This window comes from Pseudomonas fluorescens (assembly GCF_902497745.1).
GTDB classification, from domain to species: domain Bacteria; phylum Pseudomonadota; class Gammaproteobacteria; order Pseudomonadales; family Pseudomonadaceae; genus Aquipseudomonas; species Aquipseudomonas fluorescens_BM.
Map to the genome: position 1 here is coordinate 54,722 of NZ_CABVHJ010000027.1, position 17,033 is coordinate 71,754.

At 58.7% G+C, this 17,033-nt stretch carries 12 protein-coding genes; 7 read left to right on the top strand and 5 right to left on the bottom strand.

The genetic code is table 11. The features are described from left to right. Positions 1 to 191 precede the first annotated feature (191 nt). From F8N44_RS28795 to F8N44_RS28805, 3 genes are all read right to left on the bottom strand, one after another. A complete protein-coding gene (locus F8N44_RS28795; protein WP_150652703.1) occupies positions 192 to 1,013 on the bottom strand; it encodes a M23 family metallopeptidase in 822 nt (273 codons plus the stop codon). A gap of 3 nt (positions 1,014 to 1,016) precedes the next feature. Further along, complete coding sequence (gene xseA, locus F8N44_RS28800) at positions 1,017 to 2,396, bottom strand: exodeoxyribonuclease VII large subunit (RefSeq protein WP_016984362.1); 1,380 nt, start codon at positions 2,394 to 2,396, stop codon at positions 1,017 to 1,019. An 85-nt stretch (positions 2,397 to 2,481) separates the two neighbouring features. Continuing rightward, positions 2,482 to 3,426 carry a LysR family transcriptional regulator gene (locus F8N44_RS28805; RefSeq protein ID WP_150652704.1) on the bottom strand — a complete coding sequence of 315 codons (945 nt, stop codon included), beginning with the start codon at positions 3,424 to 3,426 and terminating at the stop codon, positions 2,482 to 2,484. Between the two features lie 100 nt (positions 3,427 to 3,526). On the opposite strand from F8N44_RS28805, the gene F8N44_RS28810 reads away from it, so the two are divergent. From F8N44_RS28810 to guaA, 4 genes are all read left to right on the top strand, one after another. Continuing rightward, on the top strand, positions 3,527 to 4,294 hold the full coding sequence (locus F8N44_RS28810; protein ID WP_150652705.1) for a sulfite exporter TauE/SafE family protein: 768 nt from the start codon (positions 3,527 to 3,529) through the stop codon (positions 4,292 to 4,294). A gap of 138 nt (positions 4,295 to 4,432) precedes the next feature. Beyond that, complete coding sequence (locus F8N44_RS28815) at positions 4,433 to 4,981, top strand: sugar ABC transporter ATPase (RefSeq protein WP_150652706.1); 549 nt, start codon at positions 4,433 to 4,435, stop codon at positions 4,979 to 4,981. A 116-nt stretch (positions 4,982 to 5,097) separates the two neighbouring features. Beyond that, positions 5,098 to 6,567 carry an IMP dehydrogenase gene (gene guaB / locus F8N44_RS28820; protein WP_007916845.1) on the top strand — a complete coding sequence of 490 codons (1,470 nt, stop codon included), beginning with the start codon at positions 5,098 to 5,100 and terminating at the stop codon, positions 6,565 to 6,567. 99 nt (positions 6,568 to 6,666) lie between these two features. Continuing rightward, positions 6,667 to 8,244: a glutamine-hydrolyzing GMP synthase gene (gene guaA / locus F8N44_RS28825; RefSeq protein ID WP_007916833.1), complete on the top strand. Its 1,578-nt coding sequence runs from the start codon at positions 6,667 to 6,669 to the stop codon at positions 8,242 to 8,244. Positions 8,245 to 8,349: 105 nt separating this feature from the next. On the opposite strand, the gene F8N44_RS28830 is transcribed toward guaA, so the two are convergent. Both F8N44_RS28830 and treR read right to left on the bottom strand, forming a co-directional pair. Beyond that, positions 8,350 to 11,496 carry a membrane-targeted effector domain-containing toxin gene (locus F8N44_RS28830; protein WP_224794828.1) on the bottom strand — a complete coding sequence of 1,049 codons (3,147 nt, stop codon included), beginning with the start codon at positions 11,494 to 11,496 and terminating at the stop codon, positions 8,350 to 8,352. Positions 11,497 to 11,548: 52 nt separating this feature from the next. Next, positions 11,549 to 12,253 carry a trehalose operon repressor gene (treR, locus tag F8N44_RS28835; RefSeq protein ID WP_150652707.1) on the bottom strand — a complete coding sequence of 235 codons (705 nt, stop codon included), beginning with the start codon at positions 12,251 to 12,253 and terminating at the stop codon, positions 11,549 to 11,551. Between the two features lie 235 nt (positions 12,254 to 12,488). On the opposite strand from treR, the gene treP reads away from it, so the two are divergent. The 3 genes from treP to F8N44_RS28850 all read left to right on the top strand — a co-directional run bounded on the left by treP (position 12,489) and on the right by F8N44_RS28850 (position 17,028). Further along, complete coding sequence (treP, locus tag F8N44_RS28840) at positions 12,489 to 13,931, top strand: PTS system trehalose-specific EIIBC component (RefSeq protein ID WP_150652708.1); 1,443 nt, start codon at positions 12,489 to 12,491, stop codon at positions 13,929 to 13,931. A gap of 117 nt (positions 13,932 to 14,048) precedes the next feature. Then, positions 14,049 to 15,698 carry an alpha,alpha-phosphotrehalase gene (treC, locus tag F8N44_RS28845; RefSeq protein ID WP_150652709.1) on the top strand — a complete coding sequence of 550 codons (1,650 nt, stop codon included), beginning with the start codon at positions 14,049 to 14,051 and terminating at the stop codon, positions 15,696 to 15,698. 106 nt (positions 15,699 to 15,804) lie between these two features. Beyond that, positions 15,805 to 17,028, top strand: coding sequence for a maltoporin (locus tag F8N44_RS28850; protein ID WP_150652710.1), 1,224 nt, complete (start codon positions 15,805 to 15,807; stop codon positions 17,026 to 17,028). The last annotated feature ends 5 nt before the right edge of the window (positions 17,029 to 17,033 follow it).

A 17,033-nucleotide genomic window follows, 5' to 3' on the forward strand; every position in this document is an offset into this window, starting at 1 on the left:
CTAGAGATCGCTGATCGTTGTGATATTTGCGCGAGGTTTGATTGGGGCGCAATTGAGGTTTATAGCAATTCAGTAACGCTCTATAGGCCGCCTTCGCGAGCAAGCTCGCTCCCACAGGGATTTGTGTTGTGAACGCAATCCAATGTGGGAGCGAGCTTGCTCGCGAAGGGGCCATCAGCCCATCGGCTGTCTTAAGGCTGAAACGCGCCAATGAAAATCGCCGGATCCACCCGCGCATCATTCAGGCTGACATTCCAGTGCATGTGCGGGCCGGTCGCCCGGCCGGTCATGCCAACCTTGCCGACCACCGCGCCACGCGCCAGTTGATCGCCAACCTTCACATCAATCTTCGACATATGGCAGAACATGCTGATAAAGCCTTGGCCATGATCGACAAACACGGTGTTGCCGTTGAAGAAGTAGTTGCCGGTGAGGATCACCTTGCCCGCCGCCGGGGTCTTGATCGGCGTGCCCGCTGGCACCGCGAAGTCGAGGCCTGCGTGGGGATTGCGTTCTTCACCATTGAAGAAACGGCGCACGCCAAACTTGCTCGACAGCGGCCCGTTGACCGGTTTGTCCAGCAGTAGATTGCTCGGCGTGTTCGGGCTGAAGCTGCGATACGCCTTGATCTGCTCGGCCAGTTCGCCCTCGATGCGCTTGAGGTTCGACTGATCCGGGTTTACTTGCTGTTTGTTCTTCAGAGTGATGCGCTGTTCCGGGTACTTCTTGTTACCCACGGTGAACGGCAAGTTGCGCCCGCCACTGCTGATCTGCTGCGCGCCCGGCTTTACGGTCAACGGCACGCCGACAATCGCCAGCCAGTTATTCTGTTCTTTCACCACCAGCACCGGTTTGCCTTGATAGGTGGCTTTCGGTGCTTGTGCGGCTGTACCCAGATCAACCACCGCGACGCCGCCCGGCACCGGTTTGTTCAGTAGCCGGGTGATGTAGCTGTCGGCGTGGGCATTGAATGTCAGACAGAGCAGAAACAATGGAGCCAGAAAACGCGGCATGGATCAGTCCAGTAAAGAGAGGGTGACAGGCGTCAGGTGATTGTCCTCGACGCGCACTTGCAGTTCGCCTTCGCCGAGCTTGGCTTTGAGGCGTTGGCCGGTGTGGGTCTGGGCGGCGTTGCGGATTGCGTGGCCACGCTCATCGAGCAGAATGCTGTAGCCACGACCGAGCGTTGCCAACGGGCTGACCACGTGCAGCGTCTGCATCTGGCTGTGCAGTTGCAGGCGACGGTTTTTCAGGCCTTCACGCATGGCGCGGGGCAGGCGTTCGGCGAGGCTGTCGAGGCGCTGACGCAACATTGCCAACTGCCGCCCCGGATGTTGCCCAGCGAGGCGGGTTTCCAGGCGAATCAAGCGTTCGCGGCGAGTATTGAGGTGACGTTCGAACGCCCGACGCATGCGCATATCGAGATCGTCCAGACGCTGCGCTTGCTGGCGCAGACGTTCACCAGGATGACGCAGACGACGGGCCATGCCTTCCAGGCGCAGGCGATCACGCATCAAGCGATCACGCATGCGCATCACCAAACGGCGATGCAGGCTTTCGACTTGACGGATCAGATGACTGGAATCGGGCGCGAGCAACTCAGCGGCAGCGGACGGCGTCGGTGCGCGCACGTCAGCGACAAAGTCACTGATCGACACATCGGTTTCATGGCCAACGGCGCTGACAATCGGCGTCACGCAGGCATCGACGGCGCGGGCCACGGCTTCTTCGTTGAAGCACCATAGGTCTTCCAGCGAACCGCCGCCACGGGCAAGGATCAACGCATCGAAACCACGGGCATCGGCCATTTTCAGCGCGCGGACGATTTGTGCGGTGGCTTCGCGGCCCTGTACGGCGGTGGGGATCAGCGTCAGTTGCACCTGCGGCGCACGGCGGCGGAACACGCTGATGATGTCGCGAATCACCGCGCCGGTCGGCGAGCTGATGATGCCGATGCGCTGCGGATGCGCCGGCAGCGGCACTTTGCGTTCGGCGCTGAACAGGCCTTCGGCGCTGAGCTTTTCTTTCAGCGCATCGAAGGCCAGGCGCAGCGCGCCGTCACCGGCAGGCTCCACGGTGTCGAGGATCAACTGATAGTCGCCACGGCCCTCGAACAACGAGACCTTGCCGCGCACCTTCACCGCCAGACCGTCCTTGAGCGCCTGACGCACGCGCGCCGCGTTCTGCCGGAACAACGCGCAACGCACCTGCGCGCCGCTGTCCTTGAGGGTGAAATAGATGTGGCCGGACGCCGGGCGGGCGAGGTTGGAGATTTCGCCTTCGACCCAGATGTTGCTGAACACGTCTTCCAGCAACACCCGCGCGCGGCCGTTGAGCTGGCTGACGGTCAGGACTTCACGGTCCAGGCCAAGTCTTGCAAAGGGATCTTTAATCATGGGGCGCAGTTTAAAGGCATTTGCTGATCAATCTCCATGAATCACCACAAATCCCTGTGGGAGCGAGCCTGCTCGCGAAGGCGTCTTATCCTTCGACATCTTCAGTGGCTGACAGTCCGCTTTCGCGAGCAGGCTCGCTCCCACAGGGGGGAGGGGTGAAAGTCTGTAGGAAGTGCTGGATCAACGGGTTGGGATTCTGGCGATAGGCGAGGGCGACGGTGCTTTGGCAATCGGGATCGGCCAGCGGCAGAAAGCGTACGCCGCTCGGAGCGATGTCCTGCATGGATTCCGGCAGCAGGGCAATGCCAAAACCGGCTTGAATCAGCTGCAATTGCGTGGTCTTGCGCGACATCACCCGCGCCGCTTTGGGGAAGAAACCCTGACGCATGCACAGGTCGGCACATAGGTAACTCAGTCCACCGCGTTGCGGATGCGGAATGGAGATGAACGCTTCGTCCTTCAATTGCACCAGTTCGACAGCGCTGGCATTCGCCATACGATGACTGTCCGGCACCGCGAGCAGCAAACGCTCGGTAAACAACGGCACAATCTGAATCCCTTCACGCTGACGCAATACCGGCATGCGCAGCAGGCCGATATCGAGGCGTCCTTCGGCTAACTCTTCCAGTTGCGCCTCGGAAGACAATTTGCCGATGTCCAGCGACACACCGGGGTGTTGCTGCAGATAAGCGCCGATGTCACTGAGCAAGCGTCCGCTGATCGACACGGTGCTGGAATGACTGAGGCGCAAGGTGCCGAGCTGACCATTGCCCACTTCAGTGGCCATGGCGCTGGCCTTGCTCAGCTCATTGAGCAGATTTCTTGCCCGCGGCAGAAACGCTTCGCCCGCCGCGGTCAGTCTGGGCTGGCGTCCGGTGCGTTCGAACAACGGCGTTTGCAGGCGCGTTTCCATGTCCTTGATCTGCCGGCTCAGCGCCGATTGCGCGATAAACAGCCGTTCGGCTGCCGCACTGAAGCTGCCGCAGTCGGCGATTTCGACGAAATAACGCAATTGACGAGTCGAAAGCACGAGTAATGCCTTTTTGAGATGAGTCGGTGGCTTTGAAGATATTAGTCGCAACCCTCGGCGCTGGCTAAAGTCATCTCAGGCTTATTAAGGAAGCAGATCGATGAGCGTGGTGGGGTTATTGAGTGAGTGGTCGTGGGGCGCCAGTGGTTGGGCGGTGATCGGGCTGGGCATCGCCTTGGCTTACATCGTGTTCGGCATTGCCGGATTCGGCACGGCACTGGTGGCGGGGCCGATTTTGATTCTGTTCATGCCGTTGTCGAAAATTGTGCCGTTGCTGGTGTTGCTGGACTTTGTCGCAGCGTTCGGCAATCTGCTGCCGTCACGGCGCGATGTGGCGAAACCGGAGTTGTTGCGGCTGCTGCCATGCATGGCGGTGGGTTGCACGTTAGGGGTGATTTTTCTGCTCAACCTCAAATCCGATGTGTTGCTGTTGTTGATGGGGCTGTTTATCAGCGCTTATGCAATTTACAGCCTGTGGGTGAAAGCGCGGCCAGCGCAGTTGTCGGCGGCGTGGGCAGTGCCGATGGGGACTGTGGGTGGATTGTTCGGGGCGCTGTTTGGCAGTGGCGGCTTTCTATATGCGATTTATCTCAACAGCCGTCTGCCGAAAGAGGCCGCCAGGGCCACGCAAAGTGCGCTGATCAGTTGCAGCACGGTGGTGCGCTTGAGCCTGTTCGCCATCGCCGGTGTGTATGCCGAGCTACCCTTGTTGATGTTGGCGCTGTGTCTGTTGCCGGCCATGGCGCTGGGGTTGTGGATCGGGCGGCGCTTGACCATGAAATTGTCGCGCGAGGCGTTTGTGCGATTGGTGACGTGGCTGGTGCTGGCGAGCGGGCTTGCGTTGATCGGGCGCTACCTCAGCACTTGACCGGATTTTGTCAGGGATTAAGCTGCCGGCCTTTAGGGCCTCTTCGCGAGCAGGCTCGCTCCCACTGTGGGAAATGCATTCCATTGTGGGAGCGAGCTTGCTCGCGAAGGCGTCAGAAGCCACACCGCAGGACTTTCCATGAATTCGCAAAGCATCATCGTCCCGAAAATCTCCACCCTGCCGGTCCACGAACCCCGGGCCCGGGCGATCGTGCGCTGGCTGGTGCGCAAGAACATCATCAAAGAAGAGCTGACAACTTGTGGTCGCACTGGTAATCGCATGGCTTACGCGATTGCCGATGGCGCCCGTGCCGTCGTGCTGCACCCGCAGGCGTTGCCGTTCGGTGAGCCGATCAATGGCCTGGAAATCGTCACCAAACGCTGCATCTACACCCCGGCCAAGGGCTTTCTGGAAGAAGCCGGTTGCGCCGAATGCCGCCGTGAAGTCGGCGAAGCGCTGTTCGAAAGCCTCGAAGACTGGTTCCCGGGCCGCACTGACAACTTCACCTGCCCGGAATGCGGGCATGAAGATGACATCAACGGCTTCCTTTACCTGCAGGAGTGCGCGTTCTCCAACCTCGGCTTCATCTTCAACAACTGGCTGGAGGCGGGCTTCAAGCAGAGCTTTATCGATGAGTTCGCCGATTGGCTCGATCAACCTGTCTCGTGGGTCAAGGTGGAGCTGTAACGGCGGGGATTCCCGTACATCAGCAACATTGATATTAAGCTGAGTTTTACATTGAACAGCAGGGGGTGTCTGACTATAATGGCGCGCTTCCATTTTCCCGCTCGGGAGCCCCCGCGATGCTGCGTATCAGCCAAGAAGCTCTGACATTCGACGACATTCTCCTAGTGCCCGGTTATTCCGAGGTACTTCCTAACGAAGTCAGTCTCAAGACCCGCCTTACCCGTGGCATCGAGCTGAACATTCCTCTGGTTTCTGCCGCCATGGACACCGTTACTGAAGCCCGTCTGGCAATCGCCATGGCTCAGGAAGGTGGCATCGGCATTATCCACAAGAACATGACCATCGAGCAGCAAGCTGCCGAAGTGCGCAAGGTCAAGAAGTTCGAAGCCGGCGTCGTCAAGGATCCGATCACCATCGAGGCTGATGCCACGGTGCGTGACCTGTTCGAATTGACCCGCATGCACAATATTTCCGGCGTTCCGGTACTGCACGATGGCGACCTGGTCGGCATCGTCACCTCCCGTGACGTGCGTTTCGAAAGCCGTCTGGAAGCCACCGTCCGTGAAGTGATGACGCCCAAAGAGCGTCTGGTCACGATCAAGGAAGGCGCGAGCAAAGACGAAGCACGCGAACTGCTGCACAAGCACCGCATCGAGCGTGTGCTGATCGTTGACGACAAATTCGCCCTCAAAGGCATGATGACCGTCAACGATATCGAAAAAGCCAAAGCCTACCCGCTGGCCAGCAAGGACGATCAAGGTCGTCTGCGCGTGGGCGCTGCTGTCGGTACCGGTAAAGACACCGGTGACCGTGTAGCCGCTCTGGTCAACGCTGGTGTGGACGTGGTGGTAGTCGATACCGCGCACGGTCACTCCAAAGGCGTGATCGACCGCGTTCGCTGGGTCAAAGAGAATTTCCCTGAAGTGCAGGTGATCGGCGGCAACATCGCCACCGGCGCCGCTGCCAAGGCCCTGGCCGAAGCAGGCGCTGACGCAGTCAAGGTCGGTATCGGCCCTGGCTCGATCTGCACCACCCGTATCGTCGCCGGTGTCGGCGTCCCGCAAATCAGTGCCATCGCCAACGTTGCCGCTGCCCTTGAAGGCACTGGCGTTCCGTTGATCGCTGACGGCGGCATCCGTTTCTCCGGTGACCTGTCCAAGGCCATCGTAGCCGGTGCTTCCTGCGTGATGATGGGCTCGATGTTCGCCGGTACTGAAGAAGCGCCGGGCGAAATCGAACTGTTCCAGGGCCGTTCGTACAAGGCTTATCGCGGCATGGGTTCGCTGGGCGCCATGTCCCAGGCTCAAGGTTCTTCCGACCGTTACTTCCAGGACTCCTCGGCAGGCGCCGAGAAACTCGTTCCGGAAGGCATCGAAGGCCGTGTGCCGTACAAAGGCACCCTGAGCGCGATCATTCACCAGTTGATGGGCGGTCTGCGTTCTTCGATGGGCTACACCGGTAGCGCCAACATCGAAGAAATGCGCACCAAGCCTGAGTTCGTGCGGATCACCGGCGCTGGCATGGCCGAATCCCACGTGCACGACGTGCAGATCACCAAAGAAGCGCCAAACTACCGCGTAGGTTGAGCCTTCAAGCAATAAAGTAAGCAACCGGGGCTGTTTGATTCAGCCCCGAGTTGTTTCTGAATCACGACTGTTTCTGAACGACTTAGACGAGACTGAATCATGGCCCTCGATATTCACGCTCACCGCATCCTGATCCTCGACTTCGGTTCGCAATACACCCAACTGATTGCCCGCCGTGTGCGCGAAATCGGTGTGTACTGCGAACTGCACCCGTTCGACATGGACGAAGATGCGATCCGCGAATTCGCTCCTAAAGGCGTCATCCTCGCCGGCGGCCCCGAGTCCGTGCACGTCGCCGACAGCCCGCGTTGCCCGCAGGCCGTGTTTGATCTGGGCGTACCGGTCTTCGGTATCTGCTACGGCATGCAGACCATGGCCGAGCAACTGGGCGGCAAGGTTGAAGGTTCCGAACTGCGTGAGTTCGGTTACGCCCGCGTTGACGTGGTCGGCAAGAGCCGCCTGCTCGACGGCATCGAAGACCACATCGACGCTGACGGCCTGTTCGGCCTCGACGTATGGATGAGCCACGGTGACAAGGTCACCAGGATGCCGGAAGACTTCCACATTCTGGCCAGCACCCCGAGCTGCCCGATCGCCGGTATGTTCAACGACGACCGTGGCTACTACGGCGTGCAGTTCCACCCGGAAGTGACCCACACCAAGCAGGGCGGTCGCATCCTGTCGCGCTTCGTTCTCGACATCTGCGGCTGTGAAGCCCTGTGGACCCCGTCGAAGATCGCTGAAGACGCCATCGCCAACATCCGCGCACAGGTCGGTACCGACAACGTGCTGCTGGGTCTGTCCGGCGGCGTTGACTCCTCGGTCGTTGCTGCGTTGCTGCACAAAGCCATTGGCGATCAACTGACCTGCGTCTTCGTCGACAACGGCCTGCTGCGTCTGCACGAAGGCGAGCAAGTGATGGCCATGTTCGCCGAGAACATGGGCGTCAAAGTGATCCGCGCCAACGCTGAAGAGCAGTTCCTCAACAACCTGGCCGGCGAAGCCGATCCGGAGAAGAAGCGCAAGATCATCGGACGCACTTTCATCGACGTCTTCGATGCCCAGTCGAACAAACTGGAAAACATCAAGTATCTCGCACAGGGCACCATCTACCCGGACGTGATCGAGTCGGCTGGCGCGAAAAGCGGCAAGGCCCACGTGATCAAGTCGCACCACAACGTGGGCGGCCTGCCGGAAGAGATGAACCTGAAACTGGTCGAGCCACTGCGCGAACTGTTCAAGGACGAAGTCCGTCGTCTGGGTCTGGAACTGGGCCTGCCGTACGACATGGTCTACCGTCACCCGTTCCCGGGCCCGGGCCTGGGCGTGCGCATCCTCGGTGAAGTGAAAAAGGAATACGCCGACCTGCTGCGTCGCGCTGACCACATCTTCATCGAAGAACTGCGCAAAGCCGACTGGTACCACAAGGTCAGCCAGGCGTTCGTGGTGTTCCAGCCAGTGAAATCGGTTGGCGTTGTTGGCGATGGCCGTCGTTACGCCTGGGTTGTTGCCCTGCGCGCCGTGGAAACCATCGACTTCATGACCGCGCGTTGGGCACACCTGCCTTACGAACTGCTGGAAACCGTATCCGGCCGCATCATCAATGAAATCGAAGGCATCTCCCGCGTCACTTACGACGTGTCGAGCAAGCCGCCGGCGACCATTGAGTGGGAGTGATCCCGCGCACGCTTTGATGGCGTGACTGCAGGCAGATCAAGAGGCCGCGTGAAACCATGTTTCACGCGGCCTTTGCGTTTTTGATATTTTTTTATTGGCGAAAACTCAATCAGGGATTCGGCTTTGCAGGATCAGCCCAGTCTCGACCAGTCGTTGGGACATCTCTTTCAGGCTGGCAAACCCGATGTCATTCACGCGCTGCCAGGCGGGTCGGTGGAGGGAGAACTTGCCGTCGCTCAAGCGAGTGATCGCGGTGCGCTGGAGCATGCCTTGCTTGCTGCGATGGATCAGGGTGTAGACGTTGCCGGTTTTCTTGAATAGATACATGCCGCGCCTATGCAGCAGATTTTCCAGCGTCACCTCGCTCCAGTTCACCTCGGGTGCCTGGACTTTCAGGCGCAAGTCGGCGCGAAGCAGATCCAGATTGCCTTGTCTGGCTCCACTGGCAGGAGAGCTGCCGCGTGGTATTTCAATTCCCGGGTCGACATCCACACCCGGTTCTTCATCGACTGCGACTTCATCAATACGCAGGCCGATCCCTCTCTTCAATTCACTGACGCCCGCCAGCCCTCTGAAGGTGTTGGTGTTTTGAGCATCCGTTACTACGATCCATTTTTCCGGGCTGTTGAGGTAAGCATCCCCTGTCATGATGTCGTTGGTCAGGTAGGTGCCCATCATCTGCTCGTCGACGGAGGGCAGCGGTGTTTTCATTTTATAGCTCGCCGCGCAGTCGATGGCTTGAAGCCGAACACCGTGGCTCCTGGCGACCTTGACCAGTTCAATCGGGTTGAAACGCCCGCCCGGGTCAGTGCCGAGACTGCTTAAGTAGGTCTGCAAATCCGCAGACATATCGCCGCTCGTGAGGTAGCGGTTCAATTCCACTTGAGCGAAGTCACTGAGCAGGCCACGCATGTAAAGCGTTTTCGCATGCCGGGCCAGCGCCGGCATGTTTTCAATCAGAAAACGCGTACTGGCGATGCGGTCGAGAGTTGCTCCCACCACCAGTCCTGACGCGTTTTCGAAAATCCGGTCGATGAGGTCGGCCATTGGCATCAGGCGGTTGATCTCGGGGATCGACGGACGCACGGGCTGGGTAATCCACGGTAAATTCTGGAAAAAGCTTCTGGCTGAGTGCTGCAACAGCTGGCGTTTGCCGACTGCAAACAACTCGAACGGGTCTTCGATACCAAGACCGCCAGCACCGTCGTTCTGCATTTGGGCATGGGTTTCATCCAGGTTCAGCGCCCAGCCCTTTATCGAACGGCGCACAGTCGGATCGATATCGTAGGCGCTGCGCACAGCGCGTGGCGGGCGCGATGTCGACGGTTGCGGATCTGCCAGAGGTTGCGCGGGCGTCTCGGGTGTCTCGGGCGCTGCGGGTTCGAAGGTGTCGAGCTGGATATCGGGAGTGCATTGTTTGCCCATGCATTGGCCACCGCCCTTGAGGCCCAGTGCTGGCATCCGTTCCCATTCACCGGCGCCATTGAGGCGGATCGGCAAGGAATGGACAAGCTGGTTGGGTCTTTGCGGGTCAACGATCGCCCAGTCACCAGCGCCATTCGAGTCAGCGAAATAACGCACATAGTACGGATTGTCGTTCATCAGAATGGCGTAGGGCGGATCAGTATCGAGTCGGTAGATCCCCTGGTATTTACCGGACTCCTCGTCGAGTGGGGTGCCATCGAGCAATTCGTTGCACTGATAACGTTCGGGCACCGGTGGCGGTGCAGCCTTTTGCGCTGGAACCAGCACCGTTTCATCAAGATTCGGCACGCTAATGTCGGCATCGTCCGGCACCATGATCTGTGTCGGGTTTTCAGTTTCGACGGAGGGGCTCAGGAATTCGCTGTATTCGGCCATTTCAGCAGCCTCAGCCGCATCGACCTCAGCGCCCACCTCCAGCATCGGCCCGGTGCCGATGAGCAATGGAAGGTTGAACAGCAGATTGATGCCATTCAGCACCCCACCCAGTACGCCGGCCTTGCGCTCGGCCCTGGTTTTGCCGTTTTGCGCCTGATCGATATTCAGGCCCATGTTCACGATGGTGGCACCAATCACCGGCAGCGCCAGCGGCCAGCCGACAGTGGCCATCGGTCCAAATACCTTGAGTCCCGCGCTCAGATAACCGATCCACAGTTTTTTGCGCAGATCACCATTCGATGTCAGCGAGAGGTGGGCCTCTGCGAACATCGCCTGGCGGGTCGAGTCGCGTAGCCAACTGAATGCATCATCAGTCAACCGCAGGTTTGTGCGGTTGACCAGGTGATGGTCGGCCCGGCCCCAAGTGCCGACCAGCCGATTCATCAGGTCGGTCAGGTTCTCGGTCATGAGCTGACGGTCGGCGAGTGCGAAATGCTCCATGAAGGCCGCGCGGCGGTTCGCGTCGTTCATTTGGTCAAGCACCCACCAGTGCAGGTCTGCCGCCGTATCCTTGACCACGAACGCCTTGGTTTCACCGGGCAGGTAAATAATCTGCCGGCCACCGGGATCGACAATGCGCAGTAGTCGCGTCGCGACATGCCCGTCAATGTCGAAGGCGTATACATCCCCGGTCGCAGCGTGACTCGCTTGCAGCATGCTCAGGGTTACCGGCCAGCTGACAGGCCCCACTACCGAGTCCACCAACCATTGAAAGTCACTGCCGGTGAGTTGCCCAAGGTCCAGCGCCTGCACCGCGCGGCTGAGGAAATTGCACTTGGCCAAGGTGCGGAAATCATCGGCGTGGCTGTTCCAGAAGTCCGTCAGAGTGGCGCTGTAATGACCACTGAAGTCGAGGCTCCAAAAGGCTTTCAAGACCTCATTGCCATGCAGGCGTACTTGATTTTTTTCGTCGAAGTTTTCGCCCTGCGGACCCTCTGTATAGAAGCCGCCGTACAGGTCGAGAAGATCGGCGTTGTCCTGGTCGGTGGCGCGAAAACGATGAATCACCAGTTGTGTCAGCGTCGTCGATTCGTAGGGTTTTTCGCGGATGTGCTCCCACCCGGTAAACGAGCGAGTACTGCTCTGGGCTGTCTTGAAGCGATGGAAATACACCTGATCCGGATCAAGGCTCGACAAGCCTTTTGCTTCGAGCAGATCACGCGCGGCTTCACGTGCTGCATCCTGCAGGCCGGGGCAGTTTTGCACGACAGTAAAGGCGATCCGCTTGAGAGCTGCTTTGTCTGCCGGGTTCGGCAGAGGAGGTTGCTGGGCTGCGTTCATGCTTTCTCCATCCTTGAGAAAATGAAGGCGGAGCATGGCCTGTTCGCTCAAGGGGAGTGCACTACATATGTACCGCACATTGTCGTTCGAAACGTGCGGGGGGTCAGCGTCGTGCCACGTCGGAGAAGTAAAACTTGTCCAGGGTGTGCCGCGATTCGGTGTACTCGAACTGACGACCGTCCTGGAGGAAGGTCTGGTTGCTGACCACGATCACATGGCTCTGGCCGTCGAGGTCCAGGTGCAATTGATCATCTTTGCTGCGGGGCACGGCTTCGATGGTGCGCTGGGCGTAGGCAATCTGTAACTGCAGGGTCTGTTCGATATGGGCGTAGATCGACTGCTCCGCGATCTCGAGGGACAGGTCGGGAATCACTTCGCTGACGAAGTGGTTGATGTCGAGGATGACCCGTTTGCCATCGATCCGCCGTACGCGCTTGATCCGCGTGATCAGGCTGCCCGGCTCGGCATGGATGTGCTCGAGCAGGGCGCCTTCAAGCGGGATCTGGCTCAGCTCGACCACTTCGGTGCTGACATCGTTGCCGAGGCGCGGATAGGTCTCCTGAAAACTGACGATGCCGCCGAGCTGAAATTCGATCGGGTTGGTCGAAAGCACGAAGGTGCCTTTGCCGTGGATTTTCTGCGCAAAGCCACGCTCCTGAAGGAGTTCGATCGCCTTGCGCACCGTGCCACGGCTGGCCTGATAGCTGTCCATCAGTTCGGTTTCGGAAGGCAGACGGGCGCCGCGCTCCAGGCGTTCAGTCGTGATGCTGGCCAGCAGATCGCTATAGATCTGGTTGTATTTGCTCATGGGTAGGCTCGGTGCCGACTGTGCTCAAAGCCACGAACCTTAAGGCCAGGGTAGGGCTTTGTCCATGTGGACGATGGAAATCACCTTAGGGCTGAGTAGGAAATTTCGCCTTCGGTCTGGCGGGAACATACATAAACAAACTCGTCTGTACGAGTTGTTGCATTAACTCGTACAGACGAGTATTTTTCGCTTCGGCGTGCTGCCAATAACAACAATCCATAGCGGAAGAACAAGCATGAGCCACGACTATCCGAACATTGCCAGGCAATTGCTGCACAGCCTCGGTGGCAGCGACAACCTCGAACAGGCCGCCCATTGCGTCACGCGGTTGCGACTGGCCCTGAAGGACCCGAGCCTGGTCGACACTGCCACGCTCAATCAGATCGATCTGGTCAAGGGCTCGTTCTTCACCGGCGGCTTGTATCAGGTGGTGATCGGTCCGGGCGAAGTGGAAAAGGTCTATGCCGAACTGCGTCGCCAGACCGGTCTCGCGGCCTCGACCATCGCTGACGTCAAACAGAAAAGCGCCGAAAAGATCAACGCCATGCAGCGTCTGGTGCGGGTGTTTTCCGATGTGTTCATGCCGATCCTGCCAGCATTGATCATTGCCGGCCTGCTGATGGGTATCAACAATCTGCTCGGCGCCAAAGGCATGTTCATCGAAGGGCAGACCCTGCTCGATGCCTACCCGAAACTCGACGGGCTGTGGAGCCTGATCAATCTGATGGCCAATACCTCGTTCGTGTTTCTGCCGGCGCTGGTGGGCTGGTCAGCGGCCAAACGTTTTGGCGGCAGCGAGATCCTCGGCATCGTGCTCGGCCTGATGCTGGTGCACCCGGATCTGCTCAACGCCTGGAACTACGGCAAGGCCGTGGCGGGGCTGGACGGGCAGCAGTTGCCGTACTTCGACATTCTCGGATTGTTTCAGGTGGAAAAGGTCGGTTATCAGGGGCAGATCCTGCCGATTCTGTTGGCGGCCTACGTGATGAGTGTCATCGAAAAATGGTTGCGCGCCCGCGTGCCGAACGCCATTCAATTGCTCGTGGTGCCGATCACTACGATTGTCGTCACCGGTGTGCTGGCACTGGCGGTGATCGGCCCGGTGACCCGCCACATCGGCATCTTCATCACCGAAGGGCTGGTCATGCTGTTTGATCTGGCACCGATGGTCGGGGGCGCGATTTTCGGTCTGCTGTATGCGCCGCTGGTGATCACCGGCATGCACCACATGTTTCTCGCGGTCGATCTGCAATTGATCTCGACCCAGGGCGGCACCTTCATCTGGCCGATGATCGTCATGTCCAATCTCGCCCAGGGCAGTGCCGCCCTGGCGGTGTTCTGGATGACCCGTAATGCGCGGGACAAGAGCATGGCATCGACCTCGGCGATTTCCGCCTACTTCGGTATCACCGAGCCGGCGATGTTTGGCGTCAACCTGCGCTACAAGTTTCCGTTTTACGCCGCGCTGACCGGCTCGGCGCTGGGCTGCGTATTCCTGTCGCTGAAAAAGGTTCAGGCCTCGGCCATCGGCGTCGGTGGTCTGCCGGGTTTCATCTCGATCATTCCGCAGTACATCCCGATGTTCGTCATCGGGATGCTGATTGCCATGCTCGTGCCGTTTGTCCTGACCTGTGCACTCAGCATGAAGATCGTCCGGCCCGGTTATCGGGTTGCCTGAATCGATCTGTAGGAGCTGCCGAAGGCTGCGATCTTTTGATCTTGCCTCTCAAAGTCAAAAGATCGCAGCCTTCGGCAGCTCCTACAGAACTCGTAAAATTCAAGAGGGAAATGTGCCATGCAAGACTGGCAGCGTTCGGTGATCTACCAGGTCTATCCGAAGAGTTTTCATAGCCACGCCGGCAACCCGACGGGTGATCTGCTGGGTATCGTCGCCAAGCTCGACTACCTGCAATGGCTGGGCGTCGACTGCTTGTGGATCACGCCATTTTTGCGTTCGCCACAGCGCGATAACGGCTATGACATCAGCGATTACTACGCCATCGACCCGAGTTACGGCAGCATGGCCGATTGTGAATTGTTGATCGCTGAAGCGGGCAAGCGCGGGATCAAGCTGATGCTCGACATCGTGGTCAATCACACCTCGATCGAACATGTCTGGTTCCAGCAGGCGCGCAGCAGCCTCGACAACCCTTACCGTGACTTCTACATCTGGCGTGATCAGCCGAACAACTGGGAATCCAAGTTCGGCGGTTCCGCCTGGGAATATGAAGCCCAGACCGGTCAGTATTACCTGCACCTGTTCGACCACACACAGGCCGACCTGAATTGGGACAATCCCGAGGTCCGCGCCGAAGTGTTCCGGATGATGCAGTTCTGGCGGGACAAGGGCGTGGGTGGTTTTCGTCTGGACGTGATCAATCTGATCTCCAAGCCGGAGGACTTTCCCGAAGACGACAGCGATGGCCGACGCTTCTATACCGACGGGCCGAATGTCCACACGTACTTGCAGCAAATGCACCGCGAAGTCTTCGAAGGGCACGACCTGATCAATGTCGGCGAGATGTCCTCGACCAGTCTTGAACACTGCATTCGTTATTCGAATCCGCAGTCGAAAGAACTGTCGATGACCTTCAACTTTCATCATTTGAAAGTCGATTATCCGAACCTGCAGAAGTGGGTGCGCGCCGACTTCGATTTCCTTCAGCTCAAGAAAATCCTGTCCGACTGGCAGACCGGCATGCAGGCCGGTGGCGGCTGGAATGCGCTGTTCTGGTGTAACCACGATCAACCGCGAGTTGTTTCGCGCTTCGGCCATGACGGCGAATACCGCGAGCTGTCGGCGAAGATGCTCGGCACTGCGCTGCATTTTCTGCAGGGCACGCCGTTCGTGTATCAGGGCGAAGAGTTGGGCATGACCAATCCGGGGTTTGAATCGATCGAGCATTATCGCGATGTCGAGACGCTGAACATCTTTCGCCTCAAGCGCGAGGCCGGCAGCAGCGATGCCGACAACATGGCGGCGATCATGCAGAAATCCCGCGATAACGGTCGTACACCGATGCACTGGGACGCCGGGCCGAATGCCGGTTTCAGTAGCGTCGAGCCGTGGATCGGGGTGCCGGCCAATGCCGCGCAGATCAACGTTGCCCACCAGCTCGATGACCCGGAATCGGTGCTGCATCACTACCGCCGTCTGATCGCGCTGCGTCGCCACGAACCTTTGATCACTGAAGGGCTGTACCAACAATTGCTGCCGGAACATCCGCAAGTCTGGGCGTATGTGCGGGAAGGTGATGCCGAGCGCCTGTTAGTGGTGAACAACTTCTACGGGACACCCTGTGAAGTGGAATTACCGACGACGGTCATCAGTGAATCGATGAGACAGCGACAGTTGATCAGCAATTATCCGGCAGGCCCGTTGCGCAACCGACAGGTGGCGTTGCGACCTTACGAGTCCTTCGTCCTGCACCTGATCGATCCCTGACATTTAACTAGAAAACCAGCTTTCAAAAAAACACGCAGTGCACTGCGCGGGGGATTTTTGCGCGCCGAAATCATGCAACCAGACAATAAAAACAATGGGGTGGCTTATGAAAACAACAATAAATCGCAGCCTTGCAGTCGCAGGTTTTTGCCTGGCCTTACCGCCGACTTCACAAGCGCTGGAGTTTGGCGGCTACTTGCGCAGTGGGGTGGGCACGTCGGTCAACAGCAGCGGTCAGTCGTGCTTCCAGTTACCCGGCGCACAGACCAAATATCGCCTGGGAAACGAATGCGAGCAGTACGGTGAGCTGGAGTTGCGGCAGGATCTTTACACCCTCGACGACGGTTCGGTCCTGAGTGTCGATGGCATGGCTTCGCTGTATAACCGCTACGACCGCAGTCCCACCTTCAAAGATGACAATGGCTCGATACGCTTGCCGCAAGCCTATGCACAGTGGTCGGCAATGCCCGCGCTCAACGGCGGTTCTCTGTGGGCCGGGCGCCGTTACTACAAGCGCAATGACATCCATATTTCCGACTTCTACTACTGGAACCAGAGCGCCACCGGGGGCGGGGTCGAAGACGTATTGATCGGCGATCTTAAGTACAGCTACGCCTTTTCGCGCAAGGACAACCTGTACCAGAAGGACTACATCAATCGGCATGACTTCAACGTTGCCGGTTTCAACACCAACCCTGGCGGTGAGCTGGAGTTCGGCTTGAGCTATATCGACAAGCCCGACAGCCGCGATGCCCACCGAGGCTGGGCGATCACCGCGCAACATGTGCAAACGAATTTCTTTGGCGGCAAGAACAAACTGGCGCTGCAATACGGTGAAGGGCCGGGGACCGGGCTGGGTTATACCGGTAACGTCAAACTGGACGACAGCAACAAGAGTTACCGGATCGTCGAGTTTTTCGACTGGCAGGTGACCCCGCGTTTTGGCGGACAAATCGCGGCGGTGTATCAGAAAGACATTCGCCCGGACGGTGTCGATCAAAACTGGATCTCGCTGGGAGTGCGTCCCGCCTATGCGCTCAGCGAACACTTCAAACTGGTCACCGAACTGGGTCACGATCAAGTCGAAGCTCCGGGCGGCACGCGCAAGCTGAGCAAGTTCACGTTTGCCCCGACCTGGTCGCCTAAAGGCCCCGAGTTTTGGGCGCGTCCCGAGGTGCGTCTGTATTACACGTACGCCACCTGGAACGAGGCGGCCAAACGTGCGGCCAACGAACTGGCGAAAGGTTCTGCACTGTCTGATACCGGCTCCTTCGGCAGCGCTCGCCACGGTGCGAATGTCGGATTGCAGGTCGAATACTGGTGGAAATAAGCGAT